Raw genomic sequence first — 19741 nt, forward strand, 5'->3', positions numbered from 1 at the left:
GCGTGCGGCGAATCCTCGTGGGCGCGATGCTGCTGGCGGGCGGGGCCCTCCCCCTCCGGGCGCAGGCGGTCGGCGCGGTGGCCGGGATCGTGCGGGAGGCCGGCGCGGGCGGCCAGCCGCTCGCCGGTGCCCGGGTCACGCTCGACAACGGCCGCTACACCACCACCTCCGACGCGCGGGGCGTCTACCGGCTCCGCGAACTGCCCGCCGGCTGGCACGTGGTGCGCGCCACCGCCATCGGCTACCGGCCGGTCAGCCGCGACAGCGTGCTGGTGCGGGCCGGCCAGACCACCCCGCTCGACTTCGCCCTGCAGCCCGACCCCGTCGGCCTCGAGCCGTTGGAGGTCATCGCCGACCGGGTGGATTCGGTGCTCGACCCGCTGGCGATCCAGGACCAGCAGCGCTTCACCGCCGAGGAGCTCCGCCGGCTGCCGGTCTCGAGCATCGAGGAGGCGATCGCCCTCTCCTCCGGCGCCGTGGGCGAGAGCTATCGCGGGGGCCGGCTGGGCCAGCAGGCCTTCATCCTCGACGGCCTTGGGCTCAAGAACCAGCTCGACGCCTCCACCGGCTCCCTCGGCGTGCGCCTCCCCCCCGACATGCTCGCCGAGGCCTCACTCATCACCAACGGCTTCTCGGCGCGCTACGGACAGGCGGTCTCCGCGCTGGTGAACCTGGCCACCCGCGACGGCGGCGACCACTGGGGCGGCCGCGCCGCCTACGAGACCGACCGGCCGATGGGCGCCAACAACGACTTCGGCCTCGACCGCTTCCTGCTCGGCGTCGACGGGCCGCTGCCGGCGGGCATCCGGCTCCTCGCCGTGGCCGACGTCTCCGCCCGGCTCGACGCCGACCCGGTCAATGCCCCCCGGCCCGGCAACCCCCGCGACCCCCGCAGCGGCGGCCCGGCCCTCCTGCCGCACAACAGCGGCGAGCAGGCCGACCTCGCGGCCAAGCTCACCATCCCCCTCGGCACCCGGCAGACCCTGCGGATCCTGGGGCTCCATTCCGCGGACCAGCGCCTGCTCTACGACCAGGCCTACAAGTACGAGCAGGACCTGGCCCCGGTGCGGCGCACCAGCGGCAACCTGCTCAACGGCCACCTGCAGCGCACGTTCTCCGGGTCCGGCATCATCGCCGACCTCCGGGTGGGCTACTTCGACCGGGAGTTCCTGCGGGGGACCGCCACCGAGACCGCCGACTACGCCTTCGGCGCCTTCACCGGCTCCTCGCTCGGCATCCTGGGCGAGGACATTGCGCGGCGTCAGGACACCGTGAGCGCCAACGCGGGCCTCCCGGGGATGATCGCCCCGACCTGGAGCGACCGGACCCCGTGGGGCGTCCCCGCCTTCTTCCTGGGGCGCGCCTCGCGCGGGAGCCTGGCCTGGAACCAGTACCGTGAGACCCGCACCCGCCTCGACGTGAGCTTCCCCGCGGGGAGCTGGAGTGACTTCTACGTGGGCGGGGAGTACTCCGCCCAGCACGTGAAGACCTTCCAGCGGGTGCAGGGCTACCTGCCCGCGGGCGACTCGGTGCCCGCCACCTCGGCCTCCGACTTCACCCCCTGGGCGGGCTCGCTCTACGCGGAGGTCCAGGGCCGTTCCCGCGATCTGGCCCTGACCGTCGGCGTGCGCTACGACCAGTTCAGCGGCCGCGACGACCTCCCCGGCAAGGCAACCGGGACGCAGCGGGCCCTCTCGCCCCGCGTGGCCGTCAGCACCGTGCTCAAGGGCGCCACCTTCGTCGCCAGTTTCGGCAAGTTCCGCCAGGCACCGGATTACCAGTACCTGGTGGACGCGGCGTTCGACGACACCACCCGCACCGGGCGCTTCCGGCAGGGCAACCCGGACCTCGGATTCGAGGAATCCACCCAGTACGAGTTCAGCCTGCGGGTGCGGCCCACCCCGGTCACCTCGCTCCGCGCCAACATCTACGTCCGCCGGCTCGACGGCCTGGTGGCCTCGGTGCCGCTCGGGGTGAATCCCGACTCGAGCATCTTCGGGAACGTGGACGCGGGCTCGGTGAAGGGTTTCGAGCTGCTGGCGGAACGGGAGATGGCGCGCGGCTGGGCGGCGCGGGTGAGTTACACGCTGCAGGAGGCCACGGCCAATTCCTCCGACGCCTTCTTTGTGCGGCGCGGCGCGGAGATCGACCCGGTCTCGGGCGACACCATCCTGCCCGCCAAGGTCGAGTTTCCCCTCGACTTCGACCGGCGCCACACCCTGACCGCGATCCTCACCGGCACCACCCCGGCCGCCTTCGGGCCGCGGCTGTTCGGCGTCCGGCCGTTCGCGGCCTTCGAGGCCACCACGATCGTGCGCTACGCCTCGGGGCTGCCCTTCTCGAGGACCAATACCGCCGGCGACTCCATCCTCGGCCTGCCGAACGATGGCCGGCTGCCGGGCACCAGCACCGTGGACCTGCTGCTCCGCCGCCCGATCCGCCTGGGCCGGGTGGGCGGCAGCATCTACCTCGACGTCCGCAACCTGCTCAACCGCCGCAACGTGATCGCGGTGCGCCGGGATACCGGGAAGACCGCCCTCACGGTCGAGAAGCTGACGGCGCTGGCCGACTCCGCCTACCAGGCCAACGCCTCGCCGATCCCGTATGAATCGCCGCGCTATCGCCGCTGGGCCGACCTCGACAACAACGGGTACGTCGACGGTGCCGCTGAACTCCAGCCCCTGTTCCTCGCGGCGGCAAAGGACTTCTTCCAGCCCATCTTCTACTACGGCGCGCCGCGCCTGGTGCGGCTCGGGATGGAGTTCACCTTCTGAACGCAACACGGGGCGGCCGTCCCGGCCGCCCCGTCAGTCTCCCCCGCCGCCATCGCCTCCGCCCCCGTCCCCCCCGGCGTCGCACCCGTCGCCGGCCCCGTCGCCGCAGTCATCCCCCGCCCCCGCATCCAGCGTCCCGCCGTCCCCGGCCGTAGTCCCGGCATCGCCGGCCCCCGTGCCGCGGGCCGAGCGCCTTCGCGGGGAGCGCAGCACCAGCACCGCGAGCACCGCGGCGGCCAGCGCCAGCATCCACCCCATCAGAACCACTCACACGCCCAGCGCGTCGCGGGCTGGTAGCTGCAATGCACCGGGAGTGGGTTGGTGTAGTTGAAGGTCAGCTTGAAGTTCGCGCCCAGCCGCTCGTACTCGAAGCTGCTGCCATTCGAGAGATGCGGCACGCCCGCCAGGTACTCCGGCACCATGTCCTCGAGGCTCTGCGGGTACATCCCCCGGCTGCTCCGATACCCCTCCAGGACCTGCACGATGGTCCCGCCCGCGCGCATGCCCGCGGCGGCATTCGGGCCCTTCCCCGGGGGGAGCGGCTTGTAGAAGAGGTATGCGCCCGCCACCAGCGCGGCAAGCACCACGAGCATTTTCATCGGACCCTCCGGGGCGTTCGGCGAGACGCGGACGTCCGTGTCAGGGGTGCAAGTCGGGTGCCGGGGCCAGCCGCCCCGGAATCGCTCCCGCATGTGCCTTCGCCGCAGATACGCTATCCTCCGGTTGGGCAAGCGGTTAATCCACGGAACCCTGTTGGCTGGAAACGGTACAATCTCAGCATGCGAATCGAGTTGCCCCTCACCCTTCTGGCGCTCCTTGCGGCCTGCACCGGGACCCCGCCTGCCGGCGGGGTCCCGGACGAGGCCCGATTCCGGGCCCTGCTGGCGGAGGGCGGCGGCGCCAATATCGCCGTGACCGCCGACTCGGCGGAGGATCGGCGGCTGCAGCCGCACGCCGTCCCCGGGCAGCCCGCCGTAGCCAGGGCCCGCCTGCTCGAGGCCATCGCCGGGCTGCCCCGATGGGCGGTGAGGGATAGCGCGGGCCCGGTCCTCTGGGCCACCCGCACCACCCGCCTGTTCCGGTTCGTCGATGACATCTATCTCCTTGCCGAGGCCCGCGGCGACTCGACCCTGGTGCTGGCCCGGAGCGCCTCCCGCCTGGGCGAGGGCGACCTGGGCCAGAACCGCCGCAACCTCGCGGAGCTGTGGGCCGCCCTGGCCCGAAGTCGCGCGCCATGAGGCGCCCGCTGCCGCCCCCGACCCCTCTCCCCTCAGGCACCGCCATGCACCGTTCGCTACTGCTCGCTGCCCTTGCCGGACTGCCGGCCTCCCTCGGGGCGCAGGATGCCCCCGACGGCCCCCCGCCGGTCCGCGCCACCTTCGCCGTGATCGACTCGAGCGGTGACCGCATCGGGCAGGTCACGGCGGTGCAGGACCCCGGTGGGGTCGTACTGCAGCTCCTGGTCACCCGGCTCACCCCCGGTCCGCACGGCATGCACCTCCACGCGGCCCCGGCCTGCGAGCCGCCCGCCTTCCTGAGCGCCGCCGGGCACTTCAACCCGACCGGCCGCAAGCACGGCCGCGACAATCCCGAGGGGCCACACGCCGGCGACCTGCCCAACCTCCAGGTGCAGCCCGACGGCACGGGCCGGGCGCAGGTCCGGCTCGAGGGCCTGACACTCACGGCCGGGCCCCACTCGATCGGCGTCCCGGGCACCGCGCTGGTGATCCACGCCGGCAAGGACGACGGCACCACCGATCCGACCGGCAACTCGGGTCCCCGACTGGCCTGCGCGGTCGTCGGCATCGCCCCCGCGCCCTGAACCGGTGGCCGTACCGCCCGGCCGGGTCCAACCTTTCTGTACCAGTGGTCGGGCGGTCCGCTTGCCGCAGCCGGTCATTGTGAACAGTTTCACAAGACCCTGCCCCTCGGGATCCGCATGAGCGACCTGTTCGCCGCCCGCACCCAGATGGCCATGTCCCTCGGCTTCCACATCCTGTTCGCCGTGGTGGGGATCGGCATGCCCCTGCTGATGGTCGCCGCCGAGCGTCGCTGGCTCGCCACCCGCGACCCGGTGGACCTCGAACTGGCCCGGCGCTGGGCCAAGGGCACGGCCATCCTTTTTGCCGTCGGCGCGGTCTCGGGGACGGTGCTCAGCTTCGAGCTCGGGCTCCTGTGGCCCGGGTTCATGGAGATGGCCGGGCCGATCATCGGCATGCCGTTCTCGCTCGAGGGGTTTGCCTTCTTCACGGAAGCCATCTTCCTCGGGATCTACCTCTACGGCTGGGACCGGATCCCGCCGCGGGCGCACCTGTTCGCCGGCGTGCTGGTGGCGGTGAGCGGGATGCTCTCCGGGGTCTTCGTCGTGATCGCCAACGCCTGGATGAACACGCCGACCGGCTTCGACCTGGTCGACGGTGTCCCTGCGAACATCGATCCCATCAAGGCCATCTTCAATCCCGCCGCGCTGCAGCAGACACTCCACATGACGCTCGCGGCGTACGCAGCCACGGGCTTTGCCGTGGCGGGCATCCACGCCTTCCTGCTGCTCCGGGACCCGATGAACGCCTTCCACCGCCGGGCGCTCACCCTGGGCCTGCTGGTCGGCGGCCCCGCGGCGCTGCTGCAGCCGCTCTCGGGGGACCTGAGCGCGCAGCAGGTGGCGGCGTTCCAGCCCGCCAAGCTGGCGGCGATGGAAGCCCTCTTCGAGACGCAGGCCGGCGCCCCGCTGCTGCTGGGCGGCTGGCCCGACATGGACACCCGCACCGTACGGTTCGGGCTCGAGCTGCCGTATGGGCTCTCGCTGCTCGCCCACCACGACCCGCACGCGGTGGTCATCGGGCTCGACTCGATTCCCCGCGCCGACTGGCCCCACGTGCCCACCGTGCACCTGGCCTTCCAGGTGATGGTGGGCATCGGCACCGCGATGGCGGCGGTGGCGGCCTGGGGGCTGCTGGCCCTGCTCCGCCGCCAGGACCTCGGCACCCGGCGGCCCCTCCTGATGGCGGTGGCGGCGTGCGCGCCCCTCGGCTTCATCGCCATCGAGGCGGGATGGGTGGTCACCGAGGTGGGGCGACAGCCCTGGATCATCCACGGCGTGCTGCGCACCAGCGAGGCGGTCACGCCCATGCCCGGCCTCGCCTACACCCTGCTCGGCTTCACGCTCCTCTACCTCTTTCTCGGCGTGGTCGTCGCCTGGCTGCTCTACGCGCAGATCATCCGGAGCCCCCGGCAGCAGGAGTGGCATCGCCTCTACCACCCCGCGCGGGGCGGGACCTGAGCGATGCCGGACATCGGTGCGGCGGAGCTCCTCGCGGGCGCCGTGGTGGTGGCGCTCAACGCCTACGTGCTGTTCGGCGGGGCAGACTTCGGCGGCGGCGTGTGGGACCTCCTCGCCACCGGCCCGCGCCGCCTGCGGCAGCGCGACCTCATCGCCCACGCCATCGGTCCGGTGTGGGAAGCCAATCACGTCTGGCTCATCCTGGTGGTGGTGCTGCTCTTCACCTGCTTCCCGCCCGTGTTCAGCCGGCTGGCGATCGCCCTGCACCTGCCCCTCACCCTGATCCTGGTGGGCGTGGTCCTGCGGGGCTCGGCCTTCACATTCCGGAGCTACGGCGGCGAGGACGAGCCGGCGCAGCGGCGCTGGGGCCGGGTGTTCGCGGTGGCATCGCTGGTCACGCCGCTGCTCCTCGGGGTGGCCGTGGGCGCCATCGCGGCGGGCCGGGTGGTGCCGCCCTCGGGCGCGGGGTTCCGCGCCGACTACGTGGACCCGTGGCTCTCCCCGTTCACCGTGAGCGTCGGGGTGTTCACCCTGGTGCTGTTCGCGTTCCTCGCGGCGGTCTACCTGACACTCGAAAGCCCGGATGAGGAACTGGCGGAGGATTTCCGCCGCCGGGCCCTCGGCGCGGGGGTGGCCGTCTTCGCCGCCGCGATGACCACGCTCGGGCTGGCCTGGCGGGAGGCGCCGCTCGTGTGGCACGGCCTCACCACCAGCACGCGGGCGCTGCCGGTGCACGCGCTCACCGGGGTCGCGGCCACGGTGGCGCTCTGGGCGCTGTGGCGGCGGCGCTTCCCACTCGCCCGGGTGGCCGCCGCGGCGCAGGTGAGCTTCATCCTCTGGGGCTGGGCGCTGGCCCAGTACCCGTACCTGCTGCCCCCCGGCCTCGACATCGCCGGCGCCGCCGCCCCGGCCATCACCCTGAAGCTCACGCTTGGCGCGCTGGGGCTGGGGGCACTGGTCCTCTTTCCCTCCCTGTTCTACCTGTTCCGCGTCTTCAAGACCCGCCCGCCGGAATGAGCACGAGGCCCCTCCCGCCCTCGGGAGGAGCCTCGTTGTGCCGCGTGCCCGCGGCCGCTCGGCGCGCCTGCGGCCCGGTCGCTACTTCACGCCGTGCATCAGGCGGTTGACCAGCGGCGCCGTCAGGAAGAGCAGCGCCCCTGCCCCGAACAGCGTCCAGAAGCCGAAGGTGTACCCGCCCAGCGCGGAGGCGGTGGTCATCCCCGCCTCGCCGCTGACCGCGCTGGCGAAGATGCCCGACAGGTTGTTGCCGATGCCGATCGAGACGAACCACCCCCCCATGGCCAGCCCCCCCAGGCGCGACGGCGCCAGCTTGGTCACCATGGACAGGCCGATCGGCGAGAGGCACAGCTCGCCCACCGACTGGATGAAGTAGACCGCCACCAGGGTCCAGAAGGGGATCTTCCCCTCGGCGCTGACCAGCGACGAGAGCGCGAACATCAGCAGCAGGAACGCCAGGCCGTTGAAGAGGAGGCCGAGGCCGAACTTGCGCGGGATCGACGGGTTCACGTTGCGCAGCGCCATCTTCACCCACACCCACGCCAGCACCGGGGCCAGGGCGATGATCGCGATCGAGTTGACGCTCTGGAACCAGGCGGTCGGGAAGGTGAACCCGCCGAGGTCGCGGTTGACGATCTGGTCGGCGAGGAAGGTGAACGAGCTGCCTGCCTGCTCGAAGAACATCCAGAACAGGATGTTGAAGAGGAAGATGATCATCATGGCGATCACCCGGTCTCGCGCCACCTTGCCCTCGCGGATGGCCTCCGTCATGAGCAGGAACACCAGGATCACGAAGAGCGCGGACAGGACGTACTGCAGCGGCTTCCCGCCCACCGCCAGCAGGGCGTACACCAGCGGGATCGTCGCCAGCGTGCCCAGCATCACGACGAACACCCGGTGCTTGCCCGTGGCCTCCGGGGCGGGGGCGCCGATGCCCTGCAACTGGCTGCGGCCCAGGTAGAACCACACCAGGCTGATGAGCATGCCGACGCCCGACGCGATGAAGACGAACTTGTACGCCGGCATCCCCTCGCTGCCGAAGACCGTATTGGCCAGCCAGCCGGTCAGCAGGGGCGCGAGGAAGGCGCCCGAGTTGATGCCCATGTAGAAGATCGTGAAGCCGCTGTCCCGCCGTTCGTCGCCGGTGGCGTAGAGCCGGCCCACCAGGGTGGAGATGATCGGCTTGAACATGCCGTTGCCGCACACGATCGTCGCCAGGCCGAACTTGAACACCGTCGGGTCGGGCACGGCGATCAGGAACAACCCCGCCGCCATGAACACCGCGCCGATCAGGATGGAGCGCTGGTGGCCCAGGTACTTGTCGGCGACATAGCCGCCCAGGATCGCGGCCGCGTACACCAGGGCAAGGTAGGAGCCATAGGTCAGGTTCGCGTCGGCCTGCCCGCTGGCCGCGCCCCCGTGGAACTGTGCCACGATGTAGAGCACCAGCGCCCAGCGGATGCCGTAGAAGGCGAAGCGCTCCCAGAACTCCGCCATGAACAGCATCCACAGCGGGCCGGGGTGGCCCAGGACCTGCCGGAACGGCGGGATGGCGGCCTCGCCCTGGGGCGAACCCTGTCCATTGCTCATGCGTGTGCTCCCGTGAGGGTGATTACCGGTGCTTCCGCAGGATGTCGGCCAGGACCTGGCGGTCGATCTGTCCATCCATCCGGACCCGGACGTCGTAGTTTTCCCAGTACATGAAATCCCGGAGCGCGGCGAGGAACTCCGGGGTGAGGCGGCCCTGCGGGCGGGACAGCCACTTCTGGGCCTGCCCGGGCGGCTCCCGCAACAGGATGGCCTCCAGCTGGCGCTGGATCTCGGGGCCGATCGCCACCAGGTCGGCCGGCGCGCTCGGGAAGAAGTGCAGCCGGTGCAGCGCGAGCAGCCGCTCGAGCTCGGCGATCGGCTCCACGGCATCATACACGCGGATGTCGATGAAGCGATCGTTGGCGCCGAGGTAGCCGCCGTCCTTCCGGACCACGAGCAGCGCGGCCGACTGCATGCCGCGCTTGTCACCGCCCCCGGCCTGGCCGGCCCGGAGGGCGGCCATCAGCCGGTCGGCCAGGCTGCCGGTCGCGGTCTCGAAGGTCCGGGCCATGTTGAGCACGGTGCGGTCGGAGACCATGATGTTGGCCTGGGCGGCGAAGCCCCGCCCCACGATCACCTGCCCCTTGCCGCCCACCACCTCGCAGGACCCGCCCGGCCCCGCGGTCTCGATGGTCATCGCTGCGCGGCCGGCCGGCGTGCCGCCGCATCCCACCCGCCCCCCGGCCCAGTCGAAGGTCCGGTCGCCCGTGAAGCTGGCGGCGTTGCCGCGCGCGTCCACCATGCCCACCTGGCGGTCGCCCAGCATCGTGTCGGTCCGCATCACGACCCGCAGCGCCTCTTCGGCGGTGGCGCCCATGGCGAGCAGTTCGAGCCCCCGTTCGCCGTACGCGGTGTTCCCCAGGCTCTGGGTGGCCACCGCCCCGATCCCGGCCCGCGCCCAGGGCACGATGCCGCCGACGTTCGGGAACTTCGACTGCACCGCCACGCCGAGGTCTCCGGTCACGGAGTCCCACGCGACGATGCTGTAGGTATGGGCCAGCTTCTGGAAGTGGGCGGGGGGAGCGAGCGGCTGCTGGGCGGCGAGGGGGGCGAGGGGAGCGAGGCAGAGGCCCGCCAGCGCGAGGCGCCGGCGGACCGTCGATCGGGGCATGCGATGCACGCGTGGATGGTCCCTCACGTCCCGTCCTTCCCGAGTTTGCGCTTCAGGTGCTCCAGCTGTGCGTCCACCGCCTTGTCCAGCTGCTGCCGCTGGAGCTGGCTCTTGAGCAGCTCGCCCTCGACGTCCGTCTCCGGCCGCGCGCCCCCCGCCGATTCGAGGTCGCGCCACGCCGCCTCCTGCGCGGGCGTGCGGGCCGACTCGGTCCCCTGCCGGGCCGCGCGGTACTCCGAGCCAAGCTGCGCGAGGTCGCGCTCGGCCAGCGCCACCTCCTCCTGCTGCGCCAGCCGCTTCTTTTCCAGCATGGCGGTGCGCTCGCGGTGCCGGGCCGCGAACTGCTCGGCCACCTGCACGGTCTCGGGGTCGGGGATCTGCGCCGCCAGCCGGCCCCGGCGCTCCGCGTCGGCCAGGAGCTGCTGCTCCACCGCCAGTGCCTGCTCGGTCTGGACCAGCGCGTCGCGCAACGTCCCCACGGCGACCTTCGTTTCCAGCAGCGCGGCGTGCAGCTCCGCCGCCCGGGCGCGCGGGTCGCCCGGAGGGGTGTGTTCAGCGAGGAGCTTCTCGAGCCGGGCCTTGAGCCCTTCGAACACGGTGGGATCATCCAGAGCGCGGGAGTCGCCGAATGGTACGGGCCGCCCCGGGGGGCGTCAAGGAAGCCGCCGCGTTACTTTTGGGAATGCGCCTCGCCGCCCTCCCCTGTCTTGCACTGGCCCTCGCCGCCTGCGGCGCCCCCCGGTCCGGCGGCGCCTGCGGGATCTCCGCCATCGCTGGCGCCACCATGCTGCTGCAGGAGTTCGGGACGCCCGACCAGACCCTCGGCGAGCCACCGGACCAGCTCCCGCCCCGCCTGGTGGCGCGGGTGGCCGCGGGCCCCGCGTACGAGGCCGTGGTCGGCCGCACCTCCGACAGCGGCTGGATCATCGGGATCGAGGGCAGCATCCAGGCGCCCATCCGCCCGGCCTTCGGCGTGCTGGTGCTCGACCCCGCGGGCACCGCCCGTGGGGTGATGATCTACGAATCGGCCCCCATCCGCGGCGCGCCCGAGATCGGGCGCATCAGCGTCGACACGCTGATGCTCCCCCTCCTCGGCATCCAGCTCGACCCGTCGCGTTTCGAGGACCCCGGGTGTCCCTTCTTCCCGGACAGCATCCTGCCGTGACCGCCCCGCGCATCGGAATCACCGGCATCACCCGGACCGTGTCGGGGGCCGACCGCACCGGGGTGAACGCCGCCTACGTTCGCGCAGTGCTGCGCGCCGGCGGCGTGCCGCTGGTGCTCTCCCCGCTGATCGGGGTGGCCCACAATGGCACCCTGCTCGACGCCCTCGACGGCCTGGTCCTGAGCGGCGGCGAGGACGTGGACCCCGCGCACTACGGCCACACGCCGCACCCCGATCTCGGCGCGGTCGATCCGCTGCGCGACGCCTTCGAGCTCGCCATCTACCGCGATGCCGCGGCCCGACGGCTCCCGGTGCTCGCCATCTGCCGCGGCATCCAGCTGGTGAACGTGGCCCTCGGGGGAACGTTGTGGCAGGACATCCCGAGTGAACGGCCGGAGGCGATGCCGCACGCCCAGGGGACCGGGCGTGACGACCGGACCCACCCCGTGGAGATCACCCCCGGTTCCCGCCTGGCCGACGCGCTCGGCACCACCTGCTGCGAGGTCAACAGCTTCCACCACCAGTCCATTCGCGACCTGGCGCCCGGCCTGCTGGTGACGGCGCGTGCCCCGGACGGGGAGATCGAAGGGGTGGAGACGGCAGGGGAGGATGGCTGGATGCTGGCGGTGCAGTGGCACCCCGAGGAGTTCCACCAGCATGGCGCGGCGCCCGATCACGGGCTGTTCGATGCGCTGATCCGCGAGGCCCGTCGCGGGACCGCGGTTACTGCCCGTACCCCGAAGGAAAGAGGACCCGCGCACTCAGCCCGTTGAGGGCCGCCCGCACGTCGGGGTAGCGCTCGGCGGCGGCGTCGAGGATGCCCTCCAGCTGGTAGCGGTCGGCGGCCTCGTGGTCGGAGGCCATCGCGAAGCCCTGGCGCCCCAGGCGGTCGTAGTAGCTCAGGTCCGGGCCGCCGCGGCGCAGCCGCCGCGCCTCCACGTACTGCGGAAAGAGCCCGGCCAGCCACAGCGCGTAGTTGCCGAGATGGACCATCACCCGGAACCGGCGCTCCCCCTGGGTGGCCTCGAGGTCCGCGAGGATGTCCACCAGGTAGTGGTGGCTGTGGTCATCGTTCCAGCCCACCCGCGTGGCGCGGTCGCGGCGGCCGAACTCGAGCAGCAACGCGGCGAGGTAGTCGGCCAGCTCCCGCTGGGGCACGCCGCCCCTCCGCAGGGCCTGGCGGACCATCACATAAAGGAAAAGCACCTCGCTCGGCGCGAGCAGCGTCCGCACCGCCAGCAGGCGCTCGGCCAGGTCCTCGTCGTCGAGCAGCGCATCCGGCCCCTCGGTGCCCAGCTGGCGCTCCAGCGCGCCGCGCCGCGCGGCCGAGCCCTGGCTCAGCAGCAGGATCACGAGGTCGAGGTCACGCGCGGAGAGCCGGCCGCGCACGTTCGCGAGAATCATGTGCCCCCTCTCCGACCATGAGTCACTGATGCTGCCGGATCCCGCCGGCCCGGTGCCACCCCCGCGTCTTGCCGCCTTCGCCCGGGGCGTGGCGGGTTCGCTGCGCCCCTTCTCAGTACTCGACCGCCTCGAGCAGGAAGTCAAGGCAGGATTCGCGCCGGAGGCCGTCCGCGCCGTGCTCCTGGATGAGCAGGGGCATGTCGAGAGTGCTAACGGACGGCCGCTGCCGCCTCCCCTGCGGCAGGCGCTGGCCGCCGTCCTCCAGACGGGAACGTCTGACGAGCGCTCGGATGGCACACTCCACGCGGCGGCCTTCCCGCTCGAGGGACGGCGCGAACTGCTCGGCGCCGTCGGCCTGGCGCTGCCCCGGCCGGTCACCGCGGCGGAGCGCGACCAGCTCGCCGCGTTCGCGGCCGTGGCGGCGGTGGCGCTCGAGGGCGCCCTGCTGCTGGAGGCCGCGGACCGCCAGCGGCAGGCGTGGGAAGAGGCGGTTGATGCGATCCGCCTCGCCCTCTGCGTGGTGGACCGCGGCGGCCGGGTCGAACGGGCCAACCGGGCCTTCGCGGAGATCCTGCGGGCACCCCGGGCCGGGCTGGCGGGGCGGCCCTGGGCTGAAGTGCTCCCGTCCGCCTGGCAGGGTGACGTGGCCGCGGCCCTCGCCGATCGCGACCCGGCGGAGCGCGAGTTCCACCTCGAGGGCCGGACCATCGCGGTCTCGGTGTTCCACGCCCCCGCCGGAGGGCGCGCCGTGCTCCTGCTCGAGGACCAGACCGACCGGCGCGGCCTGCAGGATCGCCTGCTCCAGGCCGAGAAGCTCTCGGCAATCGGCCAGCTTATCGCCGGCGTGGCCCACGACCTCAACAACCCGCTCACCTCGGTGGTCGGCTTCGCGGACTTCCTGGCCGAGTCGGCCGAGACCCCGCCCCGCATTCGCGAGCCGCTGCGGGTGATCCAGCAGGAGGCCGAGCGGGCCTCGAAGATCGTCAAGAACCTGCTCAGCTTCGCGCGGCGCCAGGAGACGCGCCAGATTGCCCTCGCTGCGGCCGATGCTGGAGGCCACCATCGGCCTGTTCCGCAACTACCTGGACGCCGACCGGGTGGTGCTCGAGTGCGAGATCGCCCCCGACCTGCCCGACCTCGACATGAACCCGAACCAGCTGCAGCAGGTGTTCGTCAACCTGATCCAGAACGCGGCGCACGCGATCACCAGCGCGGGCCGGCCGGGCACCATCCGCATCGCGGCCCAGCGCTGGATGGACGGCGCCTCGGTCGAGGTGCGCGACGATGGGTGCGGCATGGAGCCGGGCACCGCCGCGCGGGTGTTCGAGCCCTTCTTCACCACCAAGCCCGAGGGCCAGGGCACCGGCCTCGGGCTATCCATCAGCCAGGGCATCGTCAAGGAACACGGCGGGCGGATCACGCTCGCCTCGCGGCCCGGGGCGGGCTCCTGCTTCACCGTGGAGCTGCCGGGCCCGGTCGGGGCGCGGCCGCTGCCCAGCGCCGAGCCGGGGCCGGACGCCGGCCACCCGCTCCGGGTGCTCGTGGTCGACGACGAGCAGCACATCCTCCACTACATGCGCGCCACCCTCGAGGCCTGGGGCCATGCGGTGACGACCGTCAGCGACGGCGAGGCGGCGCTGGAGCGCGCGATCGCCGAGCCGTTCGACCTGATCCTCTCCGACCTCCGGATGCCGCGGCTGGGCGGCCGGGAGTTCTTCGAGGCGCTGCAGCGGCGGGCGCCCGAGGTGGCCCGCCGGGTGGCGTTCAGCACCGGTGACACGGTCCGGGGCGACACCCTGCGCTTCCTCGAGGTGCAGGGACGGCCCTGCCTGCAGAAGCCGTTCAGCCTCGCCGAGCTGCGCGCCCTCCTGCGCGACGCGGCGCGGGAATGAGCCGGATCCGCGTCCTGCACCTCTCGCGCGGGCGCGAGTGGCGCGGGGGCGAGCGCCAGGTGCGGCTGCTGGCCCGCGCCCAGCGCGGTGGCCCCACGGTCGATCCCACCGTCCTGACGGCCGCCGGCTCGGCGCTCGCTACCGCCCTGGCGGCCGACCACATCCCCTCCCTGACCGTGCCATGGCGGTGGGCCCTCGACCCGCGCGCCCTGTGGGCCGCGGTGGGAGCGCTCCGGGCCTGGCGTCGCGCGAGCCCGGATCCCGCCCTGCTCCATGCGCACGATGCGCACGCCCTCCAGCTCGGACTGCTGCTCGCCCGCATCGGGCGGCTCCCGCTGGTGGCCACCCGGCGGAGCGACACCCCGGCCGGCCCGCTGTGGCGCCGGCCTGATCGTGTCATCGCCCTCTCCCCCGCGGTGCAACGGCACCTCCGCGAGACCGGGGTCCCCGAGGCACGGATCGTGGTGATCCCCACGGCGGTGGACCTCGGGGCGCTGGCACCGCTCGCCGCCGCGCCCGGCCCGCGGGGCCCGCGCCTCTTCGCCGTGGGCGCGCTGACGCGGGAGAAGGACCACGCCACGCTGCTGGAGGCCTTCGCGATCGTGGCGCGGCAGGTCCCGGCGGCCCGCCTCACGGTGCTCGGCGACGGGCCCGAGCGCGCCGCGCTCGCGGGCCGTGCGGCGCGCCTGGGCCTGGCGGACCGGGTGACCTGGCCCGGCGAGGTACCCGATGCGCCGGCGTGGATCGCCGGCGCGGCCCTCCTGGTGCACCCCTCCCGCCGTGAGGCGCTCGGCACCGCCGTGCTCGAGGCGATGGCCGTCGGCACGCCCGTGGTGGCGTGCGCCGCCGGCGGCCTTGTGGACCTGTTAGGCGATGGCCACGGCCGCCTGGTGCCCCCCGGCGACGCGGCCGCGCTTGCCGCGGCCGTCCTCGACCTGCTGGCCGCCCCGGCGCCGGCCGCGGCGCTCGCCCGCCGGGCGCAGGAACGGGTGCGGGAGTACGACGTCGCCGGAGTGGCCGCCCGCACGGCAGCCGTGTATCGTTCGGCCCTGATCCAACCCTGAGGACCATGCTCTACCTCTGCATCCCGAGCCACAACGAGGCCGAGACCGTCGGCCTGCTGCTGTGGAAGATCCGCAAGTCGCTGCAGCCCTCGACCCGCGAGTACGAGATCCTCGTGGTCGACGACGGCTCCACCGACGCGACCGCCGAGGTGCTCGAGCCGTACACCAAGGCGCTCCCGCTCACCGTCGTGCGCCACGGCGAGCGGCACGGGTATGCCCGGTCGGTCGAGGAACTCCTCCGCATGGCCGTGGAGCGCACCGACCGGCCCAAGCGCGACGCCGCGGTGCTCCTGCACGCCGATTTCGCGCACGGGCCCGAATATCTCCCCGAGATCGCCCGTCGCCTGGAAAGCGGCGCCGACCTGGTGGTGACGCAGGCCACACTCCAGGGGGAGCCCCGCCGCGCGGCACGCCTCCTGCGCAGGCATGCCAAATGGCTGCTCAGAGGGGTGAAAGTGTCCGGCGTCAGAGACATCTGCTCCGGATATGTCGCCGCGCGGCTGATGAGCCTCAAGACTGCGCTGCGGGCCCAGGAGGGCCCGTTCCTCACCTGTGATGGCTGGGCGGCCAATGCGGAACTGATCGGGCGGGTGGCCCAGCAGGCCCGCCGGGTGGACACCGTGGACGTGATCGAGCGACTCGATCTCCGTCACCGGGCCAGCCGGGTGGACCCCTGGCCCCTGGCCAAGGAACTGTGGCGGGTGGGCGGCCAGCTCCGGATCGCGGGGCGGCCGCCAGCGGACAGCCGGCGTGGACCGGCCGCCCGCGCCGCCGACGAACCGGAGCTGGAGGAAGCATCCAAGTGAAGACCCTGACCCTCGCCCTGCTCGCCGGGGCCACCCTCAGCGCCGCCCCCCCGGCGCCCCGACCCGCCCTGCCGCCCCTGGACGTCCCGTTCCAGGTCGGTGAGCGGTTCCAGTACTCCGCCAAGCTCGGCTTCCTGCGCCTGGGCACGGCGTGGATGTCCGTCAACGGGCTCGACAGCGTCCGGGGCCACGAGTCGTACATCTTCGAGTTCGGCCTCGAGGCGTCCGCGCCCTTCTACAAGGCGCGCAACGTCCTCACCTCGTGGACCGGCACCCAGGACCTGATCTCGCGCCGGTTCGAGCAGGACCTGGTGGAGAACGGCAAGCCCCGGCCTCGCCACTACGAGATCTTCCCCGACTCGCAGTCCTTCAACCAGCGCGAGCGCCCCGGCGCCAAGCCGTCGGTGAGCGACCCGCTCGACGACGCGGCCTTCTTCTACTTCCTGCGCACGCTGTCCCTGGAGGTGGGGAAGACGTACCGCTACGAGCGCTACTTCCGGAAGGAGCTCAACCCGGTGACCATCAAGGTGGTCAAGCGGGAGAAGATGGAGCTGCCCGACGGGCGCGAGGTCAACTGCCTGGTGCTCAATCCGGTGGTGGGGGACGATGGCGTCTTCGCGCCGCGGGCACAGGCGCAGCTGTGGATCACGGAGGATGAGAAGCGCATCCCCGTCCAGATCCGCTCCAAGCTGCCCTTCGGGACCGTCACCCTCCGACTGGAGAGCATTGTGGCGGGCCCCGCGCGGCCATGAGCGGCTATCGCGAGGCCGACCTGAGCCGGGTCCGGACGGTGCCCATCGGGGCCCGGCCGAACAAGGTGGATGGATCGCTCCTCGCGACGCCCCCGGGAGCCGGGCGCTCCTTCGGGGCCTTCCTCGAGAGCCTCCCGCACGTCCTCGCGGCCGACCACCTGCGCCAGGTGGCGGCCGCGATCGCGTCGGCGGCCCGGGCCCGGCGTGGCGTGGTGGCCCTGGTGGGCGGGCATGTCATCAAGGTGGGCCTAGGGCCGCTGCTCGCCGATTGGGTGCGCACCGGCATCCTCACCCATGTGGCGCTCAACGGCGCGGCCGCGATCCACGACTTCGAACTGGCCGCCTTCGGGGGTACCAGCGAGGAGGTGGAGCGCGGGATCGGGGACGGCACCTTCGGGATGGCCGAAGAGACGGGGGCCGAGATGAACCGCGCGGTGACGGCGGCCCATCGTTCGGGCTGGGGTTTCGGCGAGGGGCTGGCCCGGGACCTGGCCGGCCGGCCGGGGCTCCCAGGGGCATCGGCGTCGGTGCTGATGGCCTGCCACGCGCATGGCGTGCCGGTAACGGTGCACGCGGCGATCGGCGCCGAGATCACCCACCAGCACCCTTCCGCCGACGGCGCCGCGCTCGGCGAGACGAGTCACCGGGACTTTCGCCGGCTGGCCGGCTCGCTCCCGGACCTCCACGACGGTGGCGTGGTGCTCAACCTCGGCAGCGCAGTGGTGCTCCCCGAGGTCTTCCTCAAGGCGCTGACCATCGCCCGCAACATCGGCGAGGGCAGGCCGCGTGGGTTCCTGGCCGCCGACTTTGACATGATCCGGCACTACCGGCCGCGGGTGAACGTGGTGGAACGGCCCACCCGCGCGGGCGGCACCGGAGTGCAGCTCACCGGACACCACGAACTGATGCTCCCACTCCTCGCCTGGGCCGTCCGCGAGGCGCTCGACCGGCCGGCCTGACGGGTCCGGCGGGGCGGAGACACGAACGGGCGGAGGATCCCGTGGATCCCCCGCCCGCTGCGTGTGCTGTATGCCCTGCGCCCTAGAAGGACGAGGAGGGCTTCCCGGAGATGGTGTCCTTGACCTTGTCCGCGGTGGCCGGGGCAAACACCCGGAGCACCAGGTAGACCAGGAAGCCCAGGAACGCCAGCCACAGGACTTTGCCGAGCAAGCCGATCACGATGCCGAAGAGCCCGAAGACCAGCTGCAACGCCACCCAGGCCACGACGGCCAGCACGGCAAACCCGATCAGGTTGCGGAACATGCTATTTTCCCCCAGCGGAAGTCAGACGTGGTGGCCAGTACGGTCGATGTTCCAGAAAGTTTCGTGACGGGACCCGTGACTCAACTCTACGATGTCATCGTCGTCGGCGGCGGTCCGGTGGGTGCCGCCTGCGCCCGCGAGCTGGCCAATACCGGTCGAAAGGTACTCCTCCTCGAACGGGATGGCGACGAGGGGGAGGGTTGGCGCGCCGCAGCGGGGATGCTCGCGGCGCAGGCGGGCTCCCATGGGGAAGACCCGCTGTTCGAGCTCGGCATGGCCGGCCGTGAACTCCTGGTGGAGCTTGCGCCCGCGCTCCAGGCCAGCACCGGGATCGACATCGGGCTCTGGCAGGAGGGGATCACCCGGCTGGCGGTGGACGATGCCGACGCCGGGTACCTGCGTGCCCAGGTGGCCTGGCAGCGGCAGAAGGGACATGCCTGCGACTGGTTCGACGCCGCCGAGGTGAAGGCACGGTGGCCCTGGATGGGGCCGAGCAGCGGCGCCCTGTGGGCGGCGCGGGACGCGGCCCTGCACCCGGGGCGGCTGGTCGAAGCGCTCACCCAGGATGCCGTGCGACTCGGCACGACGGTGATCCAGGACCGGGTCAGCGCGGTGGAGCGGCGCGGCGACCGGGTCACCGGGGTCATCGGCCGGGAGAGCTACGCCGCGGCGGACGTCATCGTGGCCGCGGGGCCCTGGTCACGGCTGGTGGGTGGCATGCCGCGGCCGCTGGCGGTGGAGCCGATCCGGGGCCAGATGGCCGCCCTGGCCTGGCCGGAGGGAGTGCCGCGCTCCATCGTGCTCGGTCGCGGCTGCTACCTGGCCAGCCGCGACGGCGAAGCGATCGTGGGCAGCTCCATGGAACATGCCGGATTTGCCCCCGAGGTCACGGCGGCAGGCCTGGCGGACCTCTTCACGGGCGTGAGCGCACTCTGCCCCGCCCTGGCCCGGGGGGAAGTGCTGCGGACCTGGGCAGGGCTTCGCCCGGTGACCCCTGACGGCCTCCCCATCATTGGCCGCGAGCCCCGCCTCTCCGGGCTCTGGTACGCCACCGGCCACGGTCGCAACGGGGTCCTGCTCGCCGCCATCACCGGCGTGGTGCTGGCGCGGCTGCTCAACGGCGAGAACGAGATCGAGCACCTGGCGGCGCTGCGCCCCGAGCGCTTCTACAACTGGTAGCCTGACGGCCTCCCGCCCGGCCGCCCCCCGAGCCCGCGCCCCGGCGCGGGCTCGCGCGCGTCAGGGCCCCGGTCAGTGGGCGTGGTCGTGGGGCTCGCCGGCGTGCCCAGGTTCCTCCAGCTCGGGATGGGCATGATCGTGCTCCGGCCGGTCGTGCGCGTGCGAGTGCGCGGGCGCCTCGCTGGTGGGGTCCACCCCGTGCGGGCCATGGCCGTGCGGGTGAGAGTGCCGGTGCGCGTGCAGGTGGCGATGCTCGTGGCCATGCGGGTGGCTGTGCACCGTGTCGCCGTGCCGGTGCTCGTGCGCATGCGCATGGACGTGCGGGTGGGCGTGACCGTGTTCGTGCTCGTGCTCGTGCGGGTGGTCGTGCGGCGCCCCCGTGTCGGGGTGCGGGTGTTCGTGGGACAGGCCCTTGCGGTAGGGCATGGTCTCGGCCTCCATGAC

Annotated in this window: 20 protein-coding genes and 1 pseudogene; 14 read left to right on the forward strand and 7 right to left on the reverse strand. The window is 72.6% G+C overall.

Annotated elements, in window-relative coordinates; genetic code table 11:
• Positions 1-2 precede the first annotated feature (2 nt).
• On the forward strand, positions 3-2774 hold the full coding sequence (locus IPJ95_15555) for a TonB-dependent receptor (GenBank protein MBK7925019.1): 2772 nt from the start codon (positions 3-5) through the stop codon (positions 2772-2774).
• Positions 2775-2807: 33 nt separating this feature from the next.
• Here IPJ95_15555 and IPJ95_15560 read toward each other — a convergent pair whose 3' ends face one another.
• Complete coding sequence (locus tag IPJ95_15560; protein MBK7925020.1) at positions 2808-3032, reverse strand: hypothetical protein; 225 nt, start codon at positions 3030-3032, stop codon at positions 2808-2810.
• On the reverse strand, positions 3032-3373 hold the full coding sequence (locus IPJ95_15565; protein MBK7925021.1) for a hypothetical protein: 342 nt from the start codon (positions 3371-3373) through the stop codon (positions 3032-3034). Before IPJ95_15565 ends, IPJ95_15560 begins: the two co-directional genes overlap by 1 nt.
• A 180-nt stretch (positions 3374-3553) precedes the next feature.
• Here IPJ95_15565 and IPJ95_15570 point away from each other — a divergent pair, with 180 nt between their 5' ends.
• From IPJ95_15570 to IPJ95_15585, 4 genes are all read left to right on the forward strand, one after another.
• Positions 3554-4012, forward strand: coding sequence for a DUF1499 domain-containing protein (locus IPJ95_15570; GenBank protein ID MBK7925022.1), 459 nt, complete (start codon positions 3554-3556; stop codon positions 4010-4012).
• A gap of 44 nt (positions 4013-4056) precedes the next feature.
• On the forward strand, positions 4057-4596 hold the full coding sequence (locus IPJ95_15575) for a superoxide dismutase family protein (GenBank protein ID MBK7925023.1): 540 nt from the start codon (positions 4057-4059) through the stop codon (positions 4594-4596).
• Between the two features lie 117 nt (positions 4597-4713).
• Positions 4714-6054 (forward strand): cytochrome ubiquinol oxidase subunit I, encoded by a 1341-nt coding sequence (locus IPJ95_15580; GenBank protein ID MBK7925024.1) that lies wholly within the window; start codon positions 4714-4716, stop codon positions 6052-6054.
• A 3-nt stretch (positions 6055-6057) separates the two neighbouring features.
• Positions 6058-7071: a cytochrome d ubiquinol oxidase subunit II gene (locus IPJ95_15585; GenBank protein MBK7925025.1), complete on the forward strand. Its 1014-nt coding sequence runs from the start codon at positions 6058-6060 to the stop codon at positions 7069-7071.
• Between the two features lie 81 nt (positions 7072-7152).
• Here IPJ95_15585 and IPJ95_15590 read toward each other — a convergent pair whose 3' ends face one another.
• From IPJ95_15590 to IPJ95_15600, 3 genes are read right to left on the reverse strand one after another with little or no spacing between them, the layout of a single operon-like run.
• On the reverse strand, positions 7153-8661 hold the full coding sequence (locus IPJ95_15590; protein MBK7925026.1) for an MFS transporter: 1509 nt from the start codon (positions 8659-8661) through the stop codon (positions 7153-7155).
• 22 nt (positions 8662-8683) lie between these two features.
• Entirely contained in the window at positions 8684-9772 is a 1089-nt protein-coding gene (locus IPJ95_15595) for a DUF1028 domain-containing protein (protein ID MBK7925027.1), read from the reverse strand.
• 23 nt (positions 9773-9795) lie between these two features.
• Positions 9796-10368, reverse strand: coding sequence for a hypothetical protein (locus tag IPJ95_15600; protein ID MBK7925028.1), 573 nt, complete (start codon positions 10366-10368; stop codon positions 9796-9798).
• A gap of 32 nt (positions 10369-10400) precedes the next feature.
• On the opposite strand from IPJ95_15600, the gene IPJ95_15605 reads away from it, so the two are divergent.
• Positions 10401-10937, forward strand: coding sequence for a hypothetical protein (locus IPJ95_15605; protein ID MBK7925029.1), 537 nt, complete (start codon positions 10401-10403; stop codon positions 10935-10937).
• Positions 10934-11710 carry a gamma-glutamyl-gamma-aminobutyrate hydrolase family protein gene (locus tag IPJ95_15610; GenBank protein MBK7925030.1) on the forward strand — a complete coding sequence of 259 codons (777 nt, stop codon included), beginning with the start codon at positions 10934-10936 and terminating at the stop codon, positions 11708-11710. Before IPJ95_15605 ends, IPJ95_15610 begins: the two co-directional genes overlap by 4 nt.
• Here the strand turns inward: IPJ95_15610 and IPJ95_15615 are convergent.
• The gene (locus tag IPJ95_15615) at positions 11661-12341 is read right to left on the reverse strand and encodes a hypothetical protein (protein MBK7925031.1); all 681 of its coding nucleotides are present in this window, start codon (positions 12339-12341) and stop codon (positions 11661-11663) included. The two genes, IPJ95_15610 and IPJ95_15615, sit on opposite strands and share 50 nt — an antisense overlap.
• Here IPJ95_15615 and IPJ95_15620 point away from each other — a divergent pair.
• The 7 genes and pseudogenes from IPJ95_15620 (at position 12340) to IPJ95_15650 (ending at position 19297) form a co-directional block, all read left to right on the forward strand.
• Positions 12340-13122 (forward strand): annotated as a pseudogene (locus tag IPJ95_15620) (PAS domain-containing protein). The gene IPJ95_15615 and the pseudogene IPJ95_15620 sit on opposite strands and share 2 nt — an antisense overlap.
• Positions 13123-13369: 247 nt before the next feature.
• Positions 13370-14233: a response regulator gene (locus tag IPJ95_15625; GenBank protein ID MBK7925032.1), complete on the forward strand. Its 864-nt coding sequence runs from the start codon at positions 13370-13372 to the stop codon at positions 14231-14233.
• Positions 14230-15297 (forward strand): glycosyltransferase, encoded by a 1068-nt coding sequence (locus IPJ95_15630; GenBank protein ID MBK7925033.1) that lies wholly within the window; start codon positions 14230-14232, stop codon positions 15295-15297. Before IPJ95_15625 ends, IPJ95_15630 begins: the two co-directional genes overlap by 4 nt.
• Positions 15298-15302: 5 nt before the next feature.
• Positions 15303-16103, forward strand: coding sequence for a glycosyltransferase family 2 protein (locus IPJ95_15635; GenBank protein ID MBK7925034.1), 801 nt, complete (start codon positions 15303-15305; stop codon positions 16101-16103).
• The gene (locus IPJ95_15640; protein MBK7925035.1) at positions 16100-16855 is read left to right on the forward strand and encodes a DUF3108 domain-containing protein; all 756 of its coding nucleotides are present in this window, start codon (positions 16100-16102) and stop codon (positions 16853-16855) included. The genes IPJ95_15635 and IPJ95_15640 overlap by 4 nt, the downstream gene beginning before the upstream one ends.
• Positions 16852-17814 (forward strand): hypothetical protein, encoded by a 963-nt coding sequence (locus tag IPJ95_15645; protein MBK7925036.1) that lies wholly within the window; start codon positions 16852-16854, stop codon positions 17812-17814. Before IPJ95_15640 ends, IPJ95_15645 begins: the two co-directional genes overlap by 4 nt.
• Before the next feature lie 70 nt (positions 17815-17884).
• On the forward strand, positions 17885-19297 hold the full coding sequence (locus tag IPJ95_15650) for an FAD-dependent oxidoreductase (protein MBK7925037.1): 1413 nt from the start codon (positions 17885-17887) through the stop codon (positions 19295-19297).
• Positions 19298-19369: 72 nt separating this feature from the next.
• Here the strand turns inward: IPJ95_15650 and IPJ95_15655 are convergent, their stop codons facing one another.
• On the reverse strand, positions 19370-19723 hold the full coding sequence (locus tag IPJ95_15655) for a hypothetical protein (protein MBK7925038.1): 354 nt from the start codon (positions 19721-19723) through the stop codon (positions 19370-19372).
• Between the last annotated feature and the right edge of the window lie 18 nt (positions 19724-19741).

It is taken from the genome of Gemmatimonadota bacterium (genome assembly GCA_016713785.1).
Lineage (GTDB): Bacteria > Gemmatimonadota > Gemmatimonadetes > Gemmatimonadales > GWC2-71-9 > JADJOM01.